At 43.0% G+C, this 22,387-nt stretch carries 19 protein-coding genes; 3 read left to right on the forward strand and 16 right to left on the reverse strand.

Features of this window, described 5'->3' with window-relative positions; genetic code table 11:
- Both zapD and yacG read left to right on the forward strand, forming a co-directional pair.
- The gene (gene zapD / locus K358_RS0107950) at positions 1 to 732 is read left to right on the forward strand and encodes a cell division protein ZapD (protein ID WP_027696329.1); all 732 of its coding nucleotides are present in this window, start codon (positions 1 to 3) and stop codon (positions 730 to 732) included.
- A gap of 38 nt (positions 733 to 770) precedes the next feature.
- The gene (yacG, locus tag K358_RS0107955) at positions 771 to 974 is read left to right on the forward strand and encodes a DNA gyrase inhibitor YacG (RefSeq protein WP_027696330.1); all 204 of its coding nucleotides are present in this window, start codon (positions 771 to 773) and stop codon (positions 972 to 974) included.
- 302 nt (positions 975 to 1,276) lie between these two features.
- Here the strand turns inward: yacG and mutT are convergent, their stop codons facing one another.
- On the reverse strand, positions 1,277 to 1,675 hold the full coding sequence (gene mutT / locus K358_RS0107960) for an 8-oxo-dGTP diphosphatase MutT (RefSeq protein ID WP_027696331.1): 399 nt from the start codon (positions 1,673 to 1,675) through the stop codon (positions 1,277 to 1,279).
- Positions 1,676 to 1,760: 85 nt separating this feature from the next.
- Positions 1,761 to 4,496, reverse strand: coding sequence for a preprotein translocase subunit SecA (secA, locus tag K358_RS0107965; protein ID WP_027696332.1), 2,736 nt, complete (start codon positions 4,494 to 4,496; stop codon positions 1,761 to 1,763).
- 546 nt (positions 4,497 to 5,042) lie between these two features.
- Here secA and K358_RS0107970 point away from each other — a divergent pair.
- Positions 5,043 to 5,513 (forward strand): DUF721 domain-containing protein, encoded by a 471-nt coding sequence (locus K358_RS0107970; protein ID WP_425315035.1) that lies wholly within the window; start codon positions 5,043 to 5,045, stop codon positions 5,511 to 5,513.
- Between the two features lie 85 nt (positions 5,514 to 5,598).
- On the opposite strand, the gene lpxC is transcribed toward K358_RS0107970, so the two are convergent.
- The 14 genes from lpxC to rsmH all read right to left on the reverse strand — a co-directional run bounded on the left by lpxC (position 5,599) and on the right by rsmH (position 22,291).
- The gene (lpxC, locus tag K358_RS0107975) at positions 5,599 to 6,522 is read right to left on the reverse strand and encodes a UDP-3-O-acyl-N-acetylglucosamine deacetylase (protein WP_027696334.1); all 924 of its coding nucleotides are present in this window, start codon (positions 6,520 to 6,522) and stop codon (positions 5,599 to 5,601) included.
- A 98-nt stretch (positions 6,523 to 6,620) separates the two neighbouring features.
- Entirely contained in the window at positions 6,621 to 7,838 is a 1,218-nt protein-coding gene (gene ftsZ / locus K358_RS0107980) for a cell division protein FtsZ (RefSeq protein ID WP_027696335.1), read from the reverse strand.
- A gap of 33 nt (positions 7,839 to 7,871) precedes the next feature.
- A complete protein-coding gene (ftsA, locus tag K358_RS0107985; protein WP_027696336.1) occupies positions 7,872 to 9,149 on the reverse strand; it encodes a cell division protein FtsA in 1,278 nt (425 codons plus the stop codon).
- Positions 9,146 to 9,922 carry a cell division protein FtsQ/DivIB gene (locus K358_RS0107990; protein WP_051241239.1) on the reverse strand — a complete coding sequence of 259 codons (777 nt, stop codon included), beginning with the start codon at positions 9,920 to 9,922 and terminating at the stop codon, positions 9,146 to 9,148. Before K358_RS0107990 ends, ftsA begins: the two co-directional genes overlap by 4 nt.
- Positions 9,923 to 10,060: 138 nt before the next feature.
- Positions 10,061 to 11,527, reverse strand: coding sequence for a UDP-N-acetylmuramate--L-alanine ligase (gene murC / locus K358_RS0107995; protein ID WP_027696338.1), 1,467 nt, complete (start codon positions 11,525 to 11,527; stop codon positions 10,061 to 10,063).
- Between the two features lie 10 nt (positions 11,528 to 11,537).
- A complete protein-coding gene (gene murG, locus K358_RS0108000; protein ID WP_027696339.1) occupies positions 11,538 to 12,602 on the reverse strand; it encodes an undecaprenyldiphospho-muramoylpentapeptide beta-N-acetylglucosaminyltransferase in 1,065 nt (354 codons plus the stop codon).
- Entirely contained in the window at positions 12,589 to 13,815 is a 1,227-nt protein-coding gene (gene ftsW / locus K358_RS18210) for a cell division protein FtsW (protein WP_038149999.1), read from the reverse strand. The genes murG and ftsW overlap by 14 nt, the downstream gene beginning before the upstream one ends.
- A gap of 65 nt (positions 13,816 to 13,880) precedes the next feature.
- Positions 13,881 to 15,221 carry a UDP-N-acetylmuramoyl-L-alanine--D-glutamate ligase gene (gene murD / locus K358_RS0108010; protein WP_027696340.1) on the reverse strand — a complete coding sequence of 447 codons (1,341 nt, stop codon included), beginning with the start codon at positions 15,219 to 15,221 and terminating at the stop codon, positions 13,881 to 13,883.
- Positions 15,222 to 15,241: 20 nt separating this feature from the next.
- A complete protein-coding gene (gene mraY / locus K358_RS0108015; RefSeq protein WP_027696341.1) occupies positions 15,242 to 16,324 on the reverse strand; it encodes a phospho-N-acetylmuramoyl-pentapeptide-transferase in 1,083 nt (360 codons plus the stop codon).
- Positions 16,321 to 17,721: a UDP-N-acetylmuramoyl-tripeptide--D-alanyl-D-alanine ligase gene (gene murF, locus K358_RS0108020; protein WP_027696342.1), complete on the reverse strand. Its 1,401-nt coding sequence runs from the start codon at positions 17,719 to 17,721 to the stop codon at positions 16,321 to 16,323. Before murF ends, mraY begins: the two co-directional genes overlap by 4 nt.
- A complete protein-coding gene (gene murE, locus K358_RS0108025; protein WP_027696343.1) occupies positions 17,718 to 19,247 on the reverse strand; it encodes a UDP-N-acetylmuramoyl-L-alanyl-D-glutamate--2,6-diaminopimelate ligase in 1,530 nt (509 codons plus the stop codon). Before murE ends, murF begins: the two co-directional genes overlap by 4 nt.
- A 5-nt stretch (positions 19,248 to 19,252) precedes the next feature.
- A complete protein-coding gene (locus tag K358_RS0108030) occupies positions 19,253 to 21,010 on the reverse strand; it encodes a penicillin-binding transpeptidase domain-containing protein (RefSeq protein ID WP_027696344.1) in 1,758 nt (585 codons plus the stop codon).
- Positions 21,007 to 21,327, reverse strand: a complete 321-nt coding sequence (gene ftsL, locus K358_RS0108035) for a cell division protein FtsL (protein WP_027696345.1) — start codon at positions 21,325 to 21,327, stop codon at positions 21,007 to 21,009. The genes K358_RS0108030 and ftsL overlap by 4 nt, the downstream gene beginning before the upstream one ends.
- A 13-nt stretch (positions 21,328 to 21,340) precedes the next feature.
- Positions 21,341 to 22,291, reverse strand: a complete 951-nt coding sequence (rsmH, locus tag K358_RS0108040; protein WP_027696346.1) for a 16S rRNA (cytosine(1402)-N(4))-methyltransferase RsmH — start codon at positions 22,289 to 22,291, stop codon at positions 21,341 to 21,343.
- Between the last annotated feature and the right edge of the window lie 96 nt (positions 22,292 to 22,387).

Genomic DNA, 22,387 nt, shown 5'->3' on the forward strand with positions numbered 1-22,387 from the left:
ATGCTTAAATTCGAACATCCGTTAACTGAAAAAGTACGAATTTACCTTAGAGTCGAAACTCTAATGGCTCAATTGCATAAATCCGCTAAGTTTGAATCCCCGCTTGATGATCAGATTTTGTTTCGCTCGCTGTTTAATTTAATGGATCTGTTTGAGCAAATTCATGTTAAATCTGAAATCACCAAAGAGCTCGAAAAACAAAAAATCACCGTCAAGACTTGGGCGAATGTACCTGGAGTCGATCAAGTTCTATTAGATAACATCTTAACGCAACTCGACTCTTGCTTCCGTGAAGTGATGGCTGCAGAACGTTTTGGTCAATCACTAAAAGAAGACCGCTTTTTAAGTGCTATTCGACAGCGTTTTAATTTGCCCGGTGGCCACTGTTGCTTTGACTTACCCTCACTACACTATTGGCAAAACCTGCCGTTAGATAAGCGTTTACTAGATGTCGATAAATGGCTTTCTACTTTAACGCCACTGCATCACGCCCTTGAATTACTGTTAAAACTTCTACGTGGTGGCGGTCATTTTAAATCTCAGATTGCACATAATGGTTTTTTTCAAAGCGATGCCAATGACGCCAATATTCTACGCCTAGAAATCCCATCAGAATTGGGGATCTACCCTATGATATCCGGCCATAAAAACCGCTTTGTGGTCAAGTTTATAAGCTTTGAAACGGCAAAGGCCTATAGTCAAGATGTCGAGTTTAAGCTAGCAGTCTGTTAGAATTAACTTAATATTTTATATTCAGGTTATCCATCGATATGACACAAACACAACCCAAGAAAGTTACCGTAGTTAAATGTCCAACTTGCCAAACTGAAGTAGTTTGGGGGGAAGTAAGTGCTTACCGCCCTTTTTGTAGCAAGCAATGCCAAATGATTGATTTTGGTGAATGGGCCGATGAAGAAAAAGCCATTCCGGGCGCGCCTGATATGTCGGATTCAGATGGGTGGTCAGAAGGTTAAAGAAAGGGAAGTCCCTGGTTTCTAGTTCCTAGGTTTGAAGAGATCGTGGTGAGAACTGCGATCTCTTTTTCGTTACTCGAGGCTCGGGCGCTTCGCTGCTCGGAGATCAAAAAAGAAAAAGCGGAGCCGAGATGCGTCGAAGTCAGACTAACTCAATGATCACCATAAGCAAACTGTCATCCTGAAAAGCGACGTAGGAGCGCAGTTCAGGATCTCCTACCACAATTTGAATCTCAACATATTGCAGGCGATCCTGTATCTTCTTCGCTTAGGCTCATGTACGGGATGGCGTTAAACTTTATTCAGAAAAAACGCTCGATAACCTTTTCCAACACTGGTTCATTAGCTTCTGGAAAGGTGTAGTCATGCAAATCACTGATCGCGACCCATTTACCTTCTTGCCCTTCTTTACCATATGGCAGACCTGAAAAATCCGTCACGGTAAAGAAATCAAAGGTTAGGCTTTTTTCAGGGTAATCAAAATCGAAATGTTCAAACAGTGACAGCTCGGTTGCAGTAATATCAATTTCTTCCTGTAGCTCGCGAATCAAGCCTTGCTCAGCAGATTCCCCTAGCTCGACCTTACCCCCGGGAAACTCCCAGTATCCACCTTTGTGCAGCTTCTCAGGGCGTTTAGTAATAAATATTTGGTCTTGTTGGGCATTTAAAATAATCGCGGCAACAATATGAACTCGTTTCATTGCTATTCCCAAAATAAGTTTAAAAAAGTGAGCAATAAAAAGGCCGCAATCGCTGCGGCCTTAGTTGTGTCAGTCAATCTAATAACTAGATCTTACCATGACACTGTTTGTATTTTTTACCAGAACCACATGGGCAAGGCTCATTACGACCAACTTTACGTTCTTCGCGAACGCTTGGTTGGTTTGGAGAGTCAGCGTCAGCAGCTTCTTCTTCCATGCCTTCAGCTGATTCATGCTGGAACTGCTGGTTACGTGCCGCTTCTTCTGCTTGAATGCGACGTTGCTCTTCCATACGGTCAACTTCTTCGCGTTGTTGTACGCGAACACGACTCAAGGTAGAAATCACATCAAATTTCAAGCTATCTAGTAGCTCACCAAACAGCTCAAACGATTCACGCTTAAACTCTTGTTTTGGATCTTTTTGTGCGTAACCACGTAAATGGATACCTTGACGCAAGTGATCCATCGCCGCTAAGTGCTCTTTCCATAAGTTATCAAGAGTTTGTAGCATTACTTGACGCTCAAAGTTACGTAGTACTTCCGCACCGACCGCTTCTTCTTTTTGCTTATAGATGGTATTCGCTTCGCTGATCACACGCTCAAGCAATACTTCTTCATATAGCTTGTCGTCTTCATCTAACCAAGTTTGAATCGGTAGTGGTAAGTCGAAATCAGCTTGTAAACGCTCTTCTAAGCCTTTTACATCCCACATTTCGTCAATTGATTGTGGCGGAATGTATTGCTCAAATACCGAACTTAAAACGTCAGTACGGTTCTGCTCAAGCATTTCACTGATATCTTCTGCCCCCATTAACTCGTCACGTAGTTCATACACCACTTTACGTTGGTCATTCGCGACATCATCGTAATCAAGCAATTGCTTACGTACGTCAAAGTTACGACCTTCGACTTTACGCTGCGCTTTTTCAATTGAACGAGATAGCATGCGGCTTTCAATCGCTTCACCTTCTTCCATGCCGCTCTGAATCAAGCCAGCCATACGCTCAGAAGTAAAGATACGTAATAGTGAATCTTCCATTGATAGGTAGAAACGTGAAGAACCCGGATCACCTTGACGACCAGAACGACCACGTAGCTGGTTATCAATACGACGTGATTCATGACGCTCTGTACCTATGATGTGTAAACCACCAGACTCTAAAACCGCATCATGCACTTTTTGCCACTCGGCTTTCACTTGTGCAATTTGCTCTTCCGTTGCTGGAGACCCTTGAGATTCTTCTAGTTTCTCAACTTGGTTTTCCCAGCTACCACCTAGTTTGATATCGGTACCACGACCAGCCATGTTGGTTGCAATGGTAACCGCGCCAGGTGTACCGGCTTGAGCGACGATTTCAGCTTCTTGTTCGTGGAACTTAGCATTCAAAACGTTATGCTTAATTTTTGCCTCTTTTAGCGCATTAGAAAGTAGTTCAGATTTCTCAATCGAAACCGTACCTACTAATATCGGCTGACCTTTGGCGACACGCTCTTTAATGTCGTCAATAATCGCATTAAATTTTTCTTTTTCAGTGCGGTACACAACATCCGGCATATCATTACGAATCATTGGACGGTTAGTTGGAATAACTACCGTATCAAGACCGTAAATGGATTGGAATTCGAACGCTTCAGTATCCGCTGTACCTGTCATACCAGAAAGCTTCTCATATAAACGGAAGTAGTTCTGGAAGGTAATTGACGCTAAGGTTTGGTTTTCGTTTTGAATCTTAACGCCTTCTTTAGCTTCGACTGCTTGATGAAGACCTTCCGACCAACGACGCCCTGGCATTGTACGGCCGGTATGTTCATCAACGATGATAATTTCATCATCTTTAACGATGTAATCAACGTCTTTTTCAAACAATACATGAGCACGAAGTGCCGCATTAACGTGGTGTAACAAGCTGATATTCGCAGGAGAATACAGCGTTTCCCCTTCTTCCATTAAGCCATTTGTGATCAGTAGCTCTTCAACGAACTCTTGACCGGTTTCAGTCATGTGTACTTGCTTGGCTTTCTCATCAATGGTGTAGTGCTTATCACCACGATATTCTTCCGTATCTTCTTCGTCTTGACGCTCTAGATAAGGAATTAAAGTATTAATGCGAGTGTATAATTCAGAGCTGTCTTCTGCTGGACCAGAAATAATCAACGGAGTACGCGCTTCATCGATCAGGATGGAGTCGACTTCATCGATTACCGCAAAAAAACGTTCGCGTTGTACGCGATCTTCTGGGCGAAAGGCCATGTTATCGCGTAGGTAATCGAAACCAAATTCATTGTTGGTTCCGTACAAAATATCACATTGATAAGCGGCTTTTTTCTGAGATGGAATCATGTTGGGTACGTTAATACCAACCGTCATACCTAAGAATTCAAATAACTCACGGTTAGTCTCAGCATCACGTTTGGCTAAGTAGTCATTCACGGTAATAACATGGACGCCCTTGCCTGAAATACCATTGAGGTAAGCAGATAAAGTCGCTGTTAAAGTTTTACCTTCACCAGTACGCATCTCAGCGATTTTACCCGCGTTAAGAACCATACCACCGATAAGCTGAACGTCGAAATGACGCATGCCATAAATACGCTTTGACGCTTCACGTACCGTTGCAAAAGCTTCTGGTAACAGTTTATCTAACGATTCACCATTGGTGTAACGCTCACGAAACTCAATGGTCTTATGTTGAAGTTGTTCGTCAGTTAATGCTTCGTATTCTGGTTCAAAGCTATTAATTTGATTTACGATCTTTCTCAGCTGGCGTAACGTTCTATCATTACGGCTGCCGATGACACTAGTCAGTAACTTAGTTAACATTATTTACGAATCTCTCTTCCTGATCTTTCGGATCTCTGCTTTCAGCTTCTCACAGTTTAATTCTAAGAATACTGAGATAAATTTGGTCTACTTGTCATATGGTGCCAATCAAGCCCATTTTCAAGACTAAAAGACAAGTGGCTATATAGTATGGGATTATGCGCCTATCTTCTATCTACAAACACCGTTGTTTGCGTTCATCCTCATTATTTTTGATCAAAAATAGTATTTTTTGACATTAATAATTTTTCATAACGCATAATATATACTCAAGTGACTTCAAGATGCAGAATTCAGAGCTATCATCCAGGCCTTTAAACAAGGAAGATTCGTGTAGGAATGTCAGTTACCTTTCAAATGAATCTGACGCAGCATAAAGGTCTGGATGAAGCTCCCAAAGGGTAAGTTAAAACAAGCCTTATGCTGTGTTAAATTAAATAGAAATAGAATCACTATGATCGATTCAATTTGCCTTGCCTAAAACTTGTTTTAATCTTACTGAACTCGCATCTTGAAGTTACTTGAGTATAATGATTAAGCTTTAATATGATGAGATATTTTATGCGAGACCACCGCCCAAAACTAACACAAGACCTGATTGGTGATAGCCAGTTAAAGGCCTTTTCTCAGCATGTTTCTGAAATTTTATCGATCAACCAAGCACTAAAAAGCATCTTGCCGAAGAACTTATTAGCTCATTGTCGAGCGGCTAATGTTCGCCAAAACCAACTACTAATCGAAGTGGCAAACGCTTCTTTCCAAATGAAACTCAACTATGAGCGAATCAGAATTTTATCTGAGCTAAGAGCGGCAGGATTTTCTCGTTTGGCTGGAATAGAGCTAAAAGTAAACCCTGAGTTATATCGCAGTGAATCACTCAAAGAAAAAGATGTGACTTATAAGCAACATGCTTTAAGCAAGGAAGCGGCTCAATCGATTCTAATGGCCGCCTCTTTAGCGCCGCCGAAACTCAAGCAGCGAATGGAAAGCCTAGCGAAACTTGCCCAATCAAAATAAAAATAACGCTTTCTCGTTTTAATAAATTTTAGGTAATAAAAAAGCCAGACTTTTCAGCCTGGCCTCTTCAATGCTTAATTCAATCTTAAGCTAATACTGTATTCGGCATAACTTCACCAAATGCAACTGGTGAACCAGCAGCGACTTCAAACGTTGCCCATTCCCAAGCTTCTTGGTCAGCTAGAACAGCACGTAATAACTGGTTGTTCAAAGCATGGCCAGTTTTATAAGCACGGAGCTCACCAACAATGCTATGGCCACACATGTATAAGTCACCAATAGCGTCTAATACTTTGTGCGTAACAAATTCATTACTAAAACGTAAGCCTTCTTCATTCAAGATGCGATATTCATCAAGAACAATAGCACAGTCAAAACTACCACCTAGACATAGGTTCTGTGACTGTAAATATTCGATATCACGCATAAACCCAAAGGTACGAGCGCGAGAAATATCTTTGATAAACGCCTGTGAAGAGAAATCAAACAACATATGTTGCTGTTCAGAATCGATAGCAGGGTGATCAAATTCAATTTCGAAATCCATTCGGAAACCGTCATAAGGAACAAGTTCTGCCCACTTATCACCATCTTCGATACGAACTGGCTTTTTAATACGAATAAAACGTTTTGGTGCATTTAGAGTTTCGACACCTGCTGATTGCAGCAGATATACAAACGGGCTAGCACTACCATCCATAATTGGAATTTCAGGTGCATCAACCTCGATAATAATATTGTCGATTCCCATCCCCGCCAAAGCTGCATTTAAGTGCTCAACGGTAGAAATTCGAATGCCTTCATCGTTCACTAACGCAGTACACAACATAGTGTCGCGTACTGAATTTGGATCAGAAGGGAAATCCACAGGTGGATTCATATCTGTGCGACGATAAATTATACCGGTATTAGCTGGTGCAGGACGTAGCGTAAGCGTGACTTTACGTCCAGAGTGGAGACCCACACCAGTCGTTTTCACCATTTCTTTCAATGTACGTTGTCTGATCATCTAATTTGCCTCTAATTTACGCTACATATCACAACCAATACCTGACTGGTCAGATATCTTATCACATTTTAGACACATATCAACTAATTGTGCAAAACTCAATCAGCTTGGTGTCTTAAAAATGCAGGGATATCAAGGTAACCACTGTCATTTTCATCCGGCTTCTTCACTGTATTTGAATTTTCATTCGAAGCGCTTGATGAAGAACTTGTCGCCGGTGCTTTGTTAGTACGTAGCATCGGTTGTGGTGCTTCTTCTTCAGACTTAGCTGCTGGTTGAGCAGGTGCTTGTATTGCAGACTGAGGAGTCGCAACGGCTTTTGCTGAACCACCTTTAACTAAGGTGATATCAGGCTGATGCGAGTTACCAATACCCGTAGCAACAACGGTTACGCGGATTTCATCACTCATATCAGGGTCAAGAGATGTACCAATAACAACCGTTGCATTATCTGAAGCAAATGCCTTAACTGTGTTACCTACCGTTTCGAACTCTTCTAAACGCATATCTAGGCCAGCAGTGATGTTAACTAGCACACCACGCGCACCAGCAAGATCGATGTCTTCTAGTAATGGACTTGATATTGCAATTTCAGCTGCTTCTTCCGCACGGTCTTCACCAGTAGCCACACCGCTACCCATCATGGCATGACCCATTTCAGACATCACCGTACGTACGTCGGCAAAGTCAACATTCATCATACCTGGGCGAGTAATCAGCTCGGCAATACCCTGAACAGCATTACGTAATACATCATTCGCTTTAGCAAAGGCTTCAAGCAATGTAATACCACGGCCAAGAACTTTCAGCAGTTTTTCATTAGGAATGGTGATCAAAGAATCAACATGCTTTGAAAGCTCTTCAATACCTTGCTCAGCAAAAGCCATACGCTTTTTACCTTCAAAGCTAAACGGTTTAGTCACAACGGCTACGGTTAAAATACCAAGCTCTTTAGCAACTTCTGCAATCACAGGCGCTGCACCAGTACCAGTACCACCGCCCATACCAGCCGCGATGAACACCATATCAGCGCCACCTAGAGCTGCTTTAATCGCTTCACGGTCCTCTAATGCAGAGTCACGACCTACTTGAGGGTTTGCGCCTGCACCTAGACCTTTAGTGATATCGCCACCAATTTGAATAACATTGCTGACACTTACTTTACGTAGCGCTTGGGCATCCGTATTAACACTGATGAATTCCACCCCTTCGATGGACTCTCGCACCATGTGTTCTACGGCGTTGCCGCCACCGCCACCAACTCCAACGACTTTAATTACAGCATCGTCAGACATTTCCATCATCGGTTCAAACATGTGTTTTCTCCGTTTCTTCCTGTTCGCCTCAGGTTAAAACTCTTTTTGTATCCAATTACGTAGCTTTTGAATGATATCAGCAAACGAACTACCAGAGCGCTGCTTTGGTGCTGAATGTTGATATTCACCCTCATCATAAAACTGGCTGTCTTTGGCGTAATGTAATAATCCAACCGCCGTTGCATGATATGGCTCTTTAACGTAGTCAGTTAACCCTCTGACCTCTAGGGGTTTACCAATTCTTACTTGGTTGCGAAATACGCGTTCTGCACACTCCACTAATCCTTCAATTTGTGATGCTCCACCCGTTAGCACAATACCTGCGGCTAAATGGTGTTTAATTCCATCTTCACGTAACTTTGCTTGCACAGAATCAATGCTTTGATTAACCATGCCCATAAGCTCAGTATATCGGGGTTCTATCACTTCTGCCAAAGTTTGACGTTGTAAACTTCTAGAAGGACGACCTCCAACACTTGGTACGTTAACAGTATCATCTTTACTTACTAACTCGCTAAGCGCACAACCATACTTAACTTTTATCTCTTCAGCATCGCTGACAGGTGTACCAAATGCAAAGGCAATGTCACTTGTTACTGCATTACCGGCATAAGAAAATACTTTTGTGTGACGTAGCGCACCACCAGTCCAGATGGATAGTTCCATTGTACCAGCACCGATATCGATAACACAGACACCGAGTTCACGCTCATCATCAGTAATAACGGCATTACTTGATGCTAAGCCAGAGTATATCAGCTGTTCCACTTTTAAATTACAGCGTTCTACCGCTTTGATGATATTTCTTGCCATGTCGTTGTGACAAGAAATCAAGTGAACACTCGCTTCCATACGCACACCAGATAAACCAAGAGGGTTTTTAATCCCTTCTTGATAATCGATGGTGAACTCCTGAGGAATAATGTGCAAAATACGTTGCTCTTCACCGATTTTAATCGATTTAGCAGTATGAATAACACGATCCATATCGTCTTGAGAGACTTCTTCTTCTGAAATCGCCCCCATACCTTTTTCTATACGGCTAGCAATATGCTTACCTGAAAGAGAAAGATAGACGCTGGTAATTTGACATTCGGCCATTAATTCGGCTTGGTCAATAGCCCGTTGAACGGATTTTACAACCGATTCAAGATCGTTAACACCACCTTTATCCATACCATGAGATGGGCTCATTCCGGCTCCGATGATGTTAATTTGTCCATCAGGAAGAACTTCACCAACTAACGCTGATACAGTAGCTGTGCCAATATCAAGACCAACGACTATGTTGCCTTCTGCGGTCTTCGTCATTTATTTCTCTCTTGTGCTGAATTATCATCTGGAATCCAACCGATGGCGGCTCCAGTATCATATCGAAGATCGATGTAGCTAATTTGCTCAACTTTATCGCCCAAACGACTATAAAGTTTAATAAAACGATTCAAACGATCCTCACGAGCATCTTTTCCGAGCTCCAGGCGAATACCGTTATCTAATATTAATTGCCATGCACGTCTGTCATTTAATACCACAGAAGTAATGGTACGACCTAGCGGCTTTAACTTTTGCGTGCTTTTTTGCCAAACCGATAAGACTTGCTCACTTGCCCCTTCAGGCCCGTAAAGATTTACCGTATTTTCAGGTGCATCTTCCGGATGACCGTTAAAAATATGACCTTCAGGGTTTAATAAGGAATTGCCATTCCAAATCGCAATCGATTTATATTCAACAATATAAACTTTAACTAAGTCAGGCCATTGTTTTCTGATCGAAACTTGAGCAACCCAAGGTAGAGTTTGTAACACTTGCTGTAGCTGGTCCACATCTTGGGTCATAAATGTGCCCATGCGTGGTAGTTCAGCTAAAGCACCTTGCACCTGCTTAGGGCTTACATGATGCAAGTCCCCTTCAACCATTACACGCGAAAGAGGTAAACGCTGGTCATCGGTCATCCAACTAAACGTTGAGTAGATTAAGCTACCGATACCAATCACGACTAATAGTAAAAAAATACCACCAACCAAATGCTGCTTTTGTGATGATTGAATATTATCTTCAGTCAAATCTTCCGCGGTGATATTCATAATGAGCAGTTAGACTCTAAAATATTCATTAAATGCCCATGATCTGAGGTTAACTAATGGTACATTGCTGAAAATAACTACAATTAACAAGGATTATACTGACCCAAGGCCTGAGTGCCAAGACAACTTACAGCTATTTTACTCACTAATGACTTTCATTTTGTCAATATTCAATTGAAAGTCAGCCAAGTTCTTTGCGACACGGCCAACATCACCTGCGCCTTGAGTCAAAACCAAGTCATTATCTTCTAATAAACTTGCCAAGGTTGATGGTAGTTTATTTGATGAATCAACAAATATTGGATCAACTTTGCCACGACTGCGAATTGTACGGCACAAAGAACGACTGTCAGCCCCTGCGATCGGTTTTTCACCAGCAGAATAGACATCGAGCATAACCAACACATCGACTTTTTCCAGAACATTAGCGAAGTCATCATACAAATCTCGTGTACGGCTATAACGGTGTGGTTGGAAAATCATCACTAAGCGCTTATCAGGCCAGCCTGAACGAGCAGCTTGAATGGTAACGTCAACCTCACTCGGGTGGTGACCATAATCATCCACCAGCATTGCCTGACCATTACCAGTCTCAAACTCACCGAGATGATCAAAACGACGACCGGTACCTTGAGTGCTCACTAAAGCACGCACAATCGCATCATCAGCAATATCATCTTCAGTGGCGACTGCAATAGCGGCTGAAGCATTTAACGCATTGTGTTTACCTGGAATATTTAGTGTAATCTCTAAATCGGCACGCCCTTGACGTACCACGGTAAATTTTCCTTGCTGACCGTTTTGATGGTAGTTGACAATCCGCACATCTGCATCTTCAGAGAAACCATAAGTGATCACTTGGCGGCTGACTCGTGGGATCAACTCTCTGACAACGGGATCATCAATACACATGATAGCTTGGCCATAGAATGGCAAATTATGCAGAAAATCGATAAAAGTTTGCTTCAACGTCTCAAAATCACCACCATACGTGTCCATATGATCGGCTTCGATATTGGTAACAATGCTCACCATTGGTTGTAAATGTAAGAATGAAGCGTCACTCTCATCAGCTTCAGCAATCAAGTAACGGCTAGAACCTAAGCGCGCGTTAGTCCCGGCACTTTTTACTAATCCACCATTAACAAAGGTAGGATCGAGGCCTGCCTCAAAATAAATTTGCGTGACAAGCGCTGTTGTAGTGGTTTTACCGTGAGTACCGGCAACCGCAATACCATGACGAAAACGCATCAGTTCAGCGAGCATTTCGGCGCGACGTACTACTGGAATACGTAATTCTTTAGCCGCAACCAATTCAGGATTTTCAGTTGAAATCGCAGTCGAGACCACCACCACACTGGCTTTTTCAATATTAGCCGCTTGGTGACCAATGTATATTGTCGCTCCTTTTGACTTCAAACGCTCAGTTACGGTGTTTTCATTCAAATCAGAACCGCTAATGTCATAACCTTCATTGAGTAAGACTTCAGCTATACCACTCATGCCAGCACCGCCAATACCTACAAAGTGAATGCACTTTACTCGGCGCATTTCAGGTACGATAGAACGTAATTCAGATAGGTTGGGATTTTGTTTTGTTAACATCAATTCTTTCTCAATATTGGCTGACAGCGATAATCGCTTCAGCAACTCGTGTGTCGGCATCGGTAATGGCAGCAGCTCGTGATTTTTCTGCCATCGCTAGTAACTGAGTCCGATCCAGTTGTTGTATTTGTTCAATTAAAACTTGCTCAGTCAAATCAGGCTGCTCAATCATTAAAGCGGCGCCACATTGAACAAGATGATCAGCATTCAGTGCTTGCTGGCGATCTTTATGCATAAAGGGAATAAAAATAGCCCCAACACCAGCAGCAGACACTTCAGAAACCGTCAAAGCACCAGAGCGACATACTAATAAATCTGCCCACTCATACGCTTGCGCCACATCATCAATAAACTCGGTAACCTGAGCATTGTTCACTTGGTTTTCTAGGTACAGAGATTCCACCATCTGTTGTTGACCTTTACCTGCTTGATGATGGATTTGGTAATCATCACCTAAGGCTTTTATAACGGGCGGTAACGTTGTGTTAAGTATTCGGGCACCTTGGCTACCACCCATAACCAAAATACGGATAGGCCCATCGCGTGGCTCTAAGCGTTGTTTTGGCTCAGCAATTTCAACGACATCTTGTCGTACAGGGTTTCCCACCACTTCAGCATTAGGAAATGCACCAGGGAATGCTTGCATCACTCGCTGGGCTATTTTAGATAACCATTGATTAGTTAAACCGGCGACGGCATTTTGCTCGTGCAGAACCACTGGAATCCCAGACATCCAAGCCGCAACACCACCGGGGCCACTTACATACCCCCCCATACCTAAAACCACATCAGGTTGCCAAGCTTTGATATGTTTTTTGGCTTGCACAATGGCATTAACAATTTGAAAAGGTGCCTTAATTAGCTTAGCAAGCCCTTGGCCTCGTAGACCTTTTACATGAATAAAATCAATTTCAATACCATGCTTTGGTACTAAATCGGCTTCCATACGATCCGGAGTGCCTAACCAGCGAATTTCCCAACCTTGCTGTTGCAACTTTTTCGCTACAGCCAAACCAGGGAATACATGTCCTCCAGTGCCACCAGCCATTACTAATAAACGTTTATTCTTTTTCATTATCACTTAATTCTTGTTGGGTTTGCTCTGGTTGAGATTTCTTTTCACTTATCGGTTTGGCTCTACCTGACAACTCTGCCAAACGCCGCTCATAATCAATACGTAACAACAGTGCTACCGCCGTCATCATAATTATAAGACTAGATCCACCATAGCTGATCAACGGTAATGTTAAACCTTTCGTCGGTACAATCGCAGCCGCTGCACCGACGTTAACTAAAGTTTGAAACGCGAACCAAATACTAATACTGGTTGCTAAAAAACCACCAAATAAATGACCCGACTCAAGCGACTTCTTACCAATCGATAATGCTTTATATACCAAAGCAAAAATCATCAATAAAACCAATGTCACGCCAATAAAGCCTAATTCTTCACCGACTACAGCAAACACGAAGTCAGTATGAGCCTCAGGCAAATATTCTAGTTTTTGAATCGAGTTACCTAACCCTTGCCCAAATAAACCACCACGACCAAATGCCATTAAAGATTGGGTTAACTGATAGCCACTACCGAAAGGATCTTCAAATGGGTTCATGAACGAGGTTACGCGACGCATACGGTAAGGTTCCGCTACAATCAACAAGGCTACTGCGCCGATGCCGACCAATAGTAGAGCGATAAACTGTTTTAGTTTTGCTCCCGCAATAAATAGCATACCGAATAGCGTCACCAACATTACTACCACGGTACCTAAATCTGGCTGAGCAAGCAGTAATACCGCCAAGCAGCCAAAGACGATAATTGGTTTGATAAAGCCGCCAAAAAATGAGCTTTTCACTTCATCATGCTTACGAACTAGGTAGCTAGACATAAAAATAAATAATGATAACTTGGCCACTTCCGCAGGCTGTAAGTTAAATAAGCCTAATGGGATCCAGCGAGACGCACCATTAACGGAATGCCCAACCAGCAATACCACTAACAATAAAAACATAGAAAATAAAAGTAAGTGCATACTATGCTTCATCCAACGCTCTAACGGGATTTGTACCACTACAGTCGCAGCACATAAAGCGAGAAATAAGAATATGCCATGTCTCACCATAAAGTGAAACGGTTCGCCAGTTAGACGAGTACTGATAGGAAAAGAGGCTGACGTTACCATCACCAGACCAGTTAACATTAAGCTAAATGCTAACCAAACCAATTGACGGTCGTAAAGTACATCAGGAGAAGCTTGACTCACCCATCCTTGAAATCCTTTACCCATATTTTGCACTTTTGCTTTAACCACGGTCAGCCTTCAATCCGATAAATGAGCAATGAGAAAAATTATTAAGACGATAATTTCGCATAATGTTGCGCCAAACGAGTAAACTCATCTCCTCTGGACATAAAGTTTTTAAATTGATCAAAACTAGCACAAGCAGGAGATAGCATAACTAAATCACCCGCTTTTAATTGATCGTGAAACGACTTAATTGCTTGTTCCATGGTTTCCCAACGCTGTGCCGAAGGGTGTAGTGGAACAAACGAATCACCATCTTGACCAAAGCAATGCAATTGAACATTTAAGCTTTTCAGCACAGGTGCTAGTTCAGAGAAATCCGCTCCTTTTCCAACACCACCGACCAACAAATGTAGGCAGCCCGTTAATTGCAACCCAGACAATGCTGCTAAGGTACTCGCCACATTGGTTGCTTTAGAATCATTGATCCATTTGATGCCATTATTATCCACAACTAACTGGCAGCGATGTGTTAGCCCTGAGTAAGTTTTCAGTGCAGGTACTACACTAGCTAACTCAACATCAACACTATCCAATAAAGCTAAAGCAACTAAGCTATTGGAAATATTGTGTCGGCCGACAAGTTTTAAATCCTCAACCGCGACAATTGGCTGCCCTTGCTTAGAAAGATATTCTTGCGCTTCTAACCACACCAAGCCAAAGTCTTGCTCATCAAAGCCAAAACTGACAACTGGAGTATCATTTTTTGGATAGGTATCTGGTTCAGCACGATTAACAATCGCTTTATCGGCATGCAAGAAAATACGTTGTTTCGCCTCAGCATAGTCTTCCATACCTTGGTAGCGATCCATATGATCTTCAGAAAGATTCAAATAAGCAGCCGCGGCCAATTTCAGTGATGAGGTGGTTTCCAATTGAAAACTAGAGAGTTCCAACACATACAAATCCACATCATCAGCGAGTAGCTCCAAAGCTGGCACACCGATATTACCACCGACACCAACCGTTAACCCGGCAGACTTAGCTAAAACGCCAGTTAAATCGGTGACCGTACTTTTGCCATTTGAACCTGTGATAGCAACCACAGGTGCATTGGCTGTCCATGCAAATAACTCGATATCACCGACTACTGGAATATTGCTTGCCAACGCTTGTTGAATCTCAGGAGTAGCTAATGCAATTCCCGGATTGGTCACAATTAAGTCTGCTTCCAATAACCAATCAAGCTGCCAACTACCAGTATGTACTTCAACGCTAGCATCCAGCGATTCCACACCGGGTGGCTTTGCACGAGTATCAATAACCTTTATCGATAAATCATAAGGTAGTTTTTGTAAATATCGAACAACGGATAACCCCGTCACACCCAAGCCAACCACAACGACACGTTGTATCCCTTGCCATTTTGCTAATAATGAGTGTGACATAAAGTAATATCCTATAAAAATTAACGTATTTTCAGTGTCGCTAAGCCAATTAATACCAGCACGATAGAGATGATCCAAAAACGCACGATAACACGAGGTTCCGGCCAACCTTTTAATTCGTAATGGTGGTGAATCGGCGCCATACGGAAAATACGCTGACCACGTAGTTTATAAGAGCCGACTTGCAAGATAACCGACAGGGTTTCCATCACGAATACACCGCCCATGATCACCAATACAAATTCTTGGCGAACCAAAACAGCAATCGTACCTAAAGCACCACCTAGCGCTAATGAACCAACATCGCCCATAAATACTTGTGCTGGATAAGTGTTAAACCATAAAAAGCCCAAGCCTGCGCCGACTATCGCGGTACAAACAATCACAAGTTCACTGGTGTAGGGAATATAAGGAATGTGTAAATATTCAGAGAAGTTAACGTTACCCGTTGCCCACGCAATAACACCAAAGCCAGCTGCAACCAGTACCGTTGGCATGATCGCTAAGCCATCTAGGCCGTCGGTTAAGTTAACCGCATTACTGGTACCAACGATTACAAAGTAAGTCAGCACGATATACATCAAACCAAGTTGTGGCATCACATCTTTAAAGAAAGGAACCACTAACTGAGTCGCTGAAGTATCTTTGCCCATTGCATATAGAGCAAAAGCTACGCCTAGTGCAATCACTGACTGCCAAAAGTACTTCCAGCGAGCAATCAAGCCATCGGTATTTTTGCGCACGACTTTACGGTAGTCATCCACAAAACCGACTACACCATAGCCAAGCAGTACAGCCATCACCGCCCAAACATAAGGGTTAGATAAATCTGCCCAGAGGAAAACGGTCGCCGTGATCGCCGCCAGTATCATCACTCCGCCCATCGTTGGGGTGCCACGTTTACTAAAGTGAGATTCAGGGCCGTCATTACGCACGACTTGGCCAATCTGTAAAAGCTGCAAACGTTGGATAAGTTTAGGTCCCATCCAAAGAGATAATCCCAAAGCGGTCAAAATGCTCAAAATCGCTCGAAAAGAGAGATATTCAAACAATCGGAAAAAGGATAAATATGGCTGTAACAGTTCTGCGAGCCAAATAATCATGCGTAGTTCTCCTTCAAAGCAGCAACAACCTGACTCATTTTAGAGCTGTTTGCCCCTTTGATCAGTAAAGTGTGTTTTTGGTCTGCTTGCATTTCTAGTTTTGGGTTAGGTAAGTGCTGCTTAATAAAATCAATCATAGCGCTATGGGTAGTAAAATGTTTACCACAAGTCGATAAATCATTGGTTTGTTGGCAAAGCAGGCTAATAATCGCGGTATCCTCTCCAAAAGTGAGGACATAGTCAAAATTATATTGCGCCGCATGCTCGCCAACTTCTCGGTGTAGCGCTTGGCTTTCTTCACCAAGCTCTGCCATATAACCAAGAATCAACCAGCGGGTGCCTTGATAGTTTGCTAATAAATCGGCGGCAGCTTTCATCGCAGGTACGCTGGCATTATAGCTGTCATCAATCACGCGTACTTGCTCGGTTAAATCAATCGCTTCCACTCGGCCTTTAACATGGCTTGGTACCTGTAAACCACTGACTACTTCATCTAACGTCGCTCCCGCTTGAACCGCCATCGCGGCAGCAGCCAAAGCATTGCTGATATTGTGTTTGCCGATCATAGGTAAGCTCACGGATTTTTCACCGAGAGGGCTTACCAAAACAAATGAAGCTTCACCGCGCTGGTTGACTTCAATTTGTTGTGAATAAAAATCCGCATCCGAATTATTGACCGAAAAAGTAATAACATTTTTATCAGCCAAGATAGATTGCCAATGAGATAAACCATTACTGTCTAGGTTAACGACCGCATCGCCACCAGCAGATAGGCCTTGGTAAATTTCACCTTTCGCTTTTGCTACACCATCAATTGAGCCAAAGCCCTCTAAGTGCGCAGCGGCAACATTATTCACTAACGCAATATCAGGTTGAACCAAGCTAGTGGTATAAGCGATTTCACCTAAATGGTTCGCGCCTAATTCAATCACTGCATAATCGTCATTTTCTTGGGTACGTAACAGCGTTAACGGAACACCAATTTCATTATTAAAGTTACCGGCGGTAGCAAGTACTTGGCCTTTTTGGTTTAAAATAGCAGCCAACATCTCTTTGACTGTGGTTTTTCCGCAGCTTCCTGTCAGCGCTAAGGTTTTCGCCTTTGATTGTTGGTGCATCCATTGTCCAAGTTGACCGAGTGCTTTTTGAGTATCTGCGACAACAACTTGTGGAATATTGAGTTCGAGCTTCTTAGCAACTAATAAAGCATTGGCACCAGAATCTACCGCTTGCTGACAAAAATCATGGGCGTCGAATCGCTCACCAATTAAGGCAACAAATAAAGCGCCGGATTCAACGCTGCGGGTATCGGTCGTCACAGAGGTAATGTCGGTATTGTCACCGATAAGAGTACCTGAGGTGATCTGGGCAAGTTGCTGTAAAGAAAATGGGATCATAAAGGTAATCCTAATAAAACTTGTGCGGTTTCGCGGTCAGAATAATGTACGGTTTGGCCATTAATGATTTGATAGTCTTCATGTCCTTTGCCCGCTAATAAAATAATATCGTTCTCACCGGCGTGTTGCAGAGCATATTGACACGCTTGATAACGAGAGTGGATCACATGAATCTGTTCTGGGTTTACCGCCCCTTGCAACATATCGGCGACGATTTGAGCCGGATCTTCAGAGCGAGGGTTATCATCAGTAATGATCGACTCATCGGCAAGACTCTCAGATATTTCCGTCATCATTGGGCGCTTACCGGAATCACGATCCCCACCACAACCAAAGATTGACCAAAGTTTTCCTTGGCAATGAACACGTAGAGCCATCAATGCTTTTTCTAACGCATCTGGTGTGTGTGCGTAGTCTACGACAACTTTAGCTTGCGGTTTAGACGCTTGGAAAAGCTCCATACGACCGATTACCGGCGTCAATTGAGGAGCAACTTGAACTAACTTATCTAACTCAAAACCTAGACTCAACAAGGTTGCTAACGCCACCAGCAAATTACTGGCATTGAAAGCGCCAATTAACGGGGCTTGCAGGTCTGCAGTTCCCCAATGACCATCAATCGATAAGCTGATTCCGGTATCTGAGTAATGAACCTCATTGGCCCACAAACAACGATTTGTTGACGATGGGTATATCGAACCTGTTTGGTCTGAAGCAGGTTGTGTAGAAACAGATTGCGGCTTAGCTAAAGAAACGGTAATGGCATCAGGTAAACGCTTAAGCCATTGCTGACCAACCCCATCATCTGCATTAATAATTTTATGCTGGCAGTCATGTTGAGAAAACAAACTGAATTTTGCTTCTGCGTATTCTTCCATACTACCGTGATAATCAAGGTGATCACGGCTTAAGTTGGTAAATGCAGCAGCAGCGAAAGGTAACGCTTTAACACGTCCTTGCACGAGACCATGGGAGGAAACTTCTAATGCCGTATATTGAGCACCTTGTTGTTGCAATTGGCTTAATGTCTGCTGAATTTCAATTGCATTACCCGTGGTGTTGACCGCAGGTTTTAGAACGTTCAAAAATCCATTGCCTGTTGTTCCCATCACCGCGGCTTTTTTGCCAACCAAGTCTATCCACTGGGCAATCAACTGTGAAATGGTGGTTTTCCCGTTGGTGCCAGTAATGCCGATTAATTGCATCGGAGCAAACTGATATAAACGCGCCGCAAGGTATGAAAGCTGCGATCCTATTTCTGATAAGTAAATAACCGGCACGCCTGAACACCATTCAACATATTGATGAGGCTTTTCCTGGCTAGCATCTGCAATAACCGCAACCACACCAGAAGAAATCGCTTTATCAATAAAGACACGACCATCAACCGCATGACCTTGAATGGCAACAAATACATCACCAGTGGACACTTTACGACTATCAAGCTGTAAATCCGCGACACTAATGGCGAATTCAGAATCTAATTCAATCCAAGGTTTTAACAAATCAGAAAGTAATCGAGCCATATTTTTTATTCTCCAGCCTCAGATTCAGGTGTCGCATCTGGCGTGACGTTCATAATTTGCAGTGCCCCTTTCATAATTTCTGCAAAAACAGGGCCCGCTACAGAACCACCATAGAACTGATCACCTTGTGGCTCGTTGACCACCACGACTAATGCAAAGCGAGGATCACTAATTGGTGCAAGACCAGTCGTTAACGCGACGTATTGATCACTATACCCACCCGCTTTCGCTTTACGTGATGTACCCGTTTTAGCACCGACACGGTAACCTGGCACTTTGGCCGAACGTGCCGTGCCACCTTTATGGGTAACCTGTTCAAGCATATCGACCACTTTACGAGCCGCATCCGCATCTGCCGCCCTAAAGGTACGGCCGGATGTACTTCCTTTTAAAATATGCAGCGGCTTATTCACCCCCATATTACCTAGAGTAGCGTAAGCATGAGCAAGCTGTAATGGTGTAACTGAGATGCCATAACCAAAGGCTAAGGTCGCTTGTTCAAATGGTGACCAACGACGGCGATCTGGGAATATACCGGTGACTTCCCCTGGTAAGCGTAGGCTGGAAACATTACCAAAGCCTACTCCGCTGTACATGCCAAGAATTTCACGTACATCCATTTTTAACGCAATGGTTGCCACACCTACGTTACTTGATTTCTTTAGGATAGTGGTTAAATCGGCTTTACCTACACGCTCAGAATCCCGAACTCGGCTGCCACCAACGCGCATGATGCCATTGCCGGTATCGATAATTGTTTTATCGTCAATGATGCCTTTATCCAAACCTGCCAAAATCACGAATGGCTTCATAGTAGAACCAGGCTCAATAGAATCGGTAAGTGCACGGTTACGCATGCGGAAACTTTGTAATTGTTCCCGATTATTAGGGTTATAGGAAGGCGCATTAACCATCGCGAGTACATTGCCGGTTTTGACATCAACCAGAACGGCGGTTCCTGAAGTCGCTCGGAAATCGGCTACCGCTTGCTTAATCGCACGATAAGCAATCGCCTGTAAGCGTTGATCAATGGTTAGTTGTAAAGGTTTGCCCGGCTCTTGTGTTTTTAATGAAATATTTTCAACAACACGTCCAAAACGGTCTTTTCGAATGGTTCGTTTACCGGCTTCTCCCGTTAACCAATCATCAAAACTCCGCTCCATACCTTCAAGACCATGGCCGTCAATCCCTGTCACGCCAACTACATGGGCGCTGACTTCCCCTGCAGGGTAAAAGCGACGAGATTCATCTTTCAAGCCAATACCTGGCAACTTCAACTCTCGAACATATTTAGACATCGCAGGGTTAACTTGGCGCTGCAAATAGATAAAGCGCTTACGTTTATTCTGGCGAATTTTATCCACTAAGCCTTGTTGATCCAGGCCGAGCACGTTGGCAAGTGCATACCAACGATCAAGTTCATCAAGACCATTTTCTTTAATGATGGTTGCCGGATCAGCCCAAACAGCTTGCACAGGAACACTCACAGCTAGTTGCTCACCATTTCGGTCAGAAATAATGCCACGAGCCGTTGCGATAGCTTTTACACGCACAGAACGCATATCGGCTTGTTGAATAAGTTGATCAGGTTCGATCACTTGGATATACGCCGTTCGTGCTACCAGCACAAATAAAGCTAATACGATAAAGCCTATTACTAGGTTATATCGCCAAGGGATCAAAATATCGGAGGATTGGGATGATTTCTTTTTATTAACGGTTTTCTTATTCTTTACCGTTTTTTTATTTGTCGGCTTTTTCATTTAAGGTTCACAACCACTTCTTTATCCGAATCAGGACGTTTCATATCAAGCTCTTTGATTGCGACCTTCTGAACTCGAGTATGCTCAGCAAGAGCATTTTCTTCTAATATCAAGTTACGCCACTCACTATCAAGCTGTTCTCGACTTTCTAATAGTTCATCACGCAGAGTAATTTGATGCCGAGTATTATAGGTGGTTAATACTACCGCAATGGAACTTACGAGAATAAGTAGCAATAATACCAACGGAACTCGCCCTACCGAAATAAGATCGGTCCAGATACTACGAATTAGAGTAGGTGGTTGTTTATCTGTCATAGTATTTTAGTGATCATAGTTTTTCAGCAATACGTAATACTGAACTGCGTGAACGTGTATTTACTTCAACTTCTGATTTAGACGGTTTAATCGCTTTACCTACCGTTTTCATATTGGCAGAGCCTAAGGCTTTAATTTGATCTTCCGTCATTGGAATACCATGAGGCACTTGAGGACCTTGGCTCTCACGACGCATAAACCGCTTCACCATGCGGTCTTCTAAAGAGTGAAAACTAATCACTGAAAGACGACCTTCTGGCGCTAAAATATTCATTGCCCCTTTTAAAGCAAAGTCAATTTCTTCTAATTCACTATTAATGTAAATTCGAATCGCTTGGAAGCTTCGTGTTGCCGGGTGCTTCTTTTCTTTAAAATTCTTTGGTGCAACATCTGAGATAAGCTTAGCCAATTGGCTCGTTCTCACCAATGGTTCATTTTCAGGGTTTTCACGATATTCAACTAAACCACGAGCAATACGGCGGGCGTGCTTTTCTTCTCCAAACTCTCGTAACACCCAGGTAATATCATCTAATTCCGCTTCCGCTAGCCACTCTGCAGCCGATTGACCGGTTGTCGGATCCATTCGCATATCTAACGGGCCGTCTTTCATAAAACTAAAACCGCGATCAGCATCATCAAGTTGTGGCGATGAAACACCAAGATCAAATAACACACCATCAACCTTACCAGCTAATTGATATTGCTCAGCATAAGATTGGATGCCAGAAAAAGGGCCATGAATAATGGTAAAGCGGGGATCATCTATTTTTTTTGCTTCTTCAATCGCTTGAGGATCTCTATCGATACTATATAAGCGCCCTTCTGGACCGAGTAGAGATAAGACGGTACGACTATGACCTCCTCGACCAAATGTGCCGTCAATATAAATACCATTTGGCTTTATATTCAATCCTTCAATAGATTCATTAAGGAGTACAGAAACGTGTTGAAAGGTGTCGGTCATAGGGTTCTAGCTCAAGTTAAGATGAATGGCTTAGGATATTCATGTCAGGCGCGCAACGCAAGAAATCAGCGGATATTTGCGCTTATTTGGCTTAGT

It is taken from the genome of Vibrio litoralis DSM 17657 (assembly GCF_000426765.1).
Lineage (GTDB): Bacteria > Pseudomonadota > Gammaproteobacteria > Enterobacterales > Vibrionaceae > Vibrio > Vibrio litoralis.

Bases quoted from the DNA above. Each gene is read 5' to 3' on its own strand.
- zapD (WP_027696329.1), top strand. From the start codon at position 1: ATGCTTAAATTCGAACATCCGTTAACTGAAAAAGTACGAATTTACCTT.
- yacG (WP_027696330.1), top strand. From the start codon at position 771: ATGACACAAACACAACCCAAGAAAGTTACCGTAGTTAAATGTCCAACT.
- mutT (WP_027696331.1), bottom strand. From the start codon at position 1,675: ATGAAACGAGTTCATATTGTTGCCGCGATTATTTTAAATGCCCAACAA.
- secA (WP_027696332.1), bottom strand. From the start codon at position 4,496: ATGTTAACTAAGTTACTGACTAGTGTCATCGGCAGCCGTAATGATAGA.
- K358_RS0107970 (WP_425315035.1), top strand. From the start codon at position 5,043: ATGATGAGATATTTTATGCGAGACCACCGCCCAAAACTAACACAAGAC.
- lpxC (WP_027696334.1), bottom strand. From the start codon at position 6,522: ATGATCAGACAACGTACATTGAAAGAAATGGTGAAAACGACTGGTGTG.
- ftsZ (WP_027696335.1), bottom strand. From the start codon at position 7,838: ATGTTTGAACCGATGATGGAAATGTCTGACGATGCTGTAATTAAAGTC.
- ftsA (WP_027696336.1), bottom strand. From the start codon at position 9,149: ATGACGAAGACCGCAGAAGGCAACATAGTCGTTGGTCTTGATATTGGC.
- K358_RS0107990 (WP_051241239.1), bottom strand. From the start codon at position 9,922: ATGAATATCACCGCGGAAGATTTGACTGAAGATAATATTCAATCATCA.
- murC (WP_027696338.1), bottom strand. From the start codon at position 11,527: ATGTTAACAAAACAAAATCCCAACCTATCTGAATTACGTTCTATCGTA.
- murG (WP_027696339.1), bottom strand. From the start codon at position 12,602: ATGAAAAAGAATAAACGTTTATTAGTAATGGCTGGTGGCACTGGAGGA.
- ftsW (WP_038149999.1), bottom strand. From the start codon at position 13,815: ATGGGTAAAGGATTTCAAGGATGGGTGAGTCAAGCTTCTCCTGATGTA.
- murD (WP_027696340.1), bottom strand. From the start codon at position 15,221: ATGTCACACTCATTATTAGCAAAATGGCAAGGGATACAACGTGTCGTT.
- mraY (WP_027696341.1), bottom strand. From the start codon at position 16,324: ATGATTATTTGGCTCGCAGAACTGTTACAGCCATATTTATCCTTTTTC.
- murF (WP_027696342.1), bottom strand. From the start codon at position 17,721: ATGATCCCATTTTCTTTACAGCAACTTGCCCAGATCACCTCAGGTACT.
- murE (WP_027696343.1), bottom strand. From the start codon at position 19,247: ATGGCTCGATTACTTTCTGATTTGTTAAAACCTTGGATTGAATTAGAT.
- K358_RS0108030 (WP_027696344.1), bottom strand. From the start codon at position 21,010: ATGAAAAAGCCGACAAATAAAAAAACGGTAAAGAATAAGAAAACCGTT.
- ftsL (WP_027696345.1), bottom strand. From the start codon at position 21,327: ATGACAGATAAACAACCACCTACTCTAATTCGTAGTATCTGGACCGAT.
- rsmH (WP_027696346.1), bottom strand. From the start codon at position 22,291: ATGACCGACACCTTTCAACACGTTTCTGTACTCCTTAATGAATCTATT.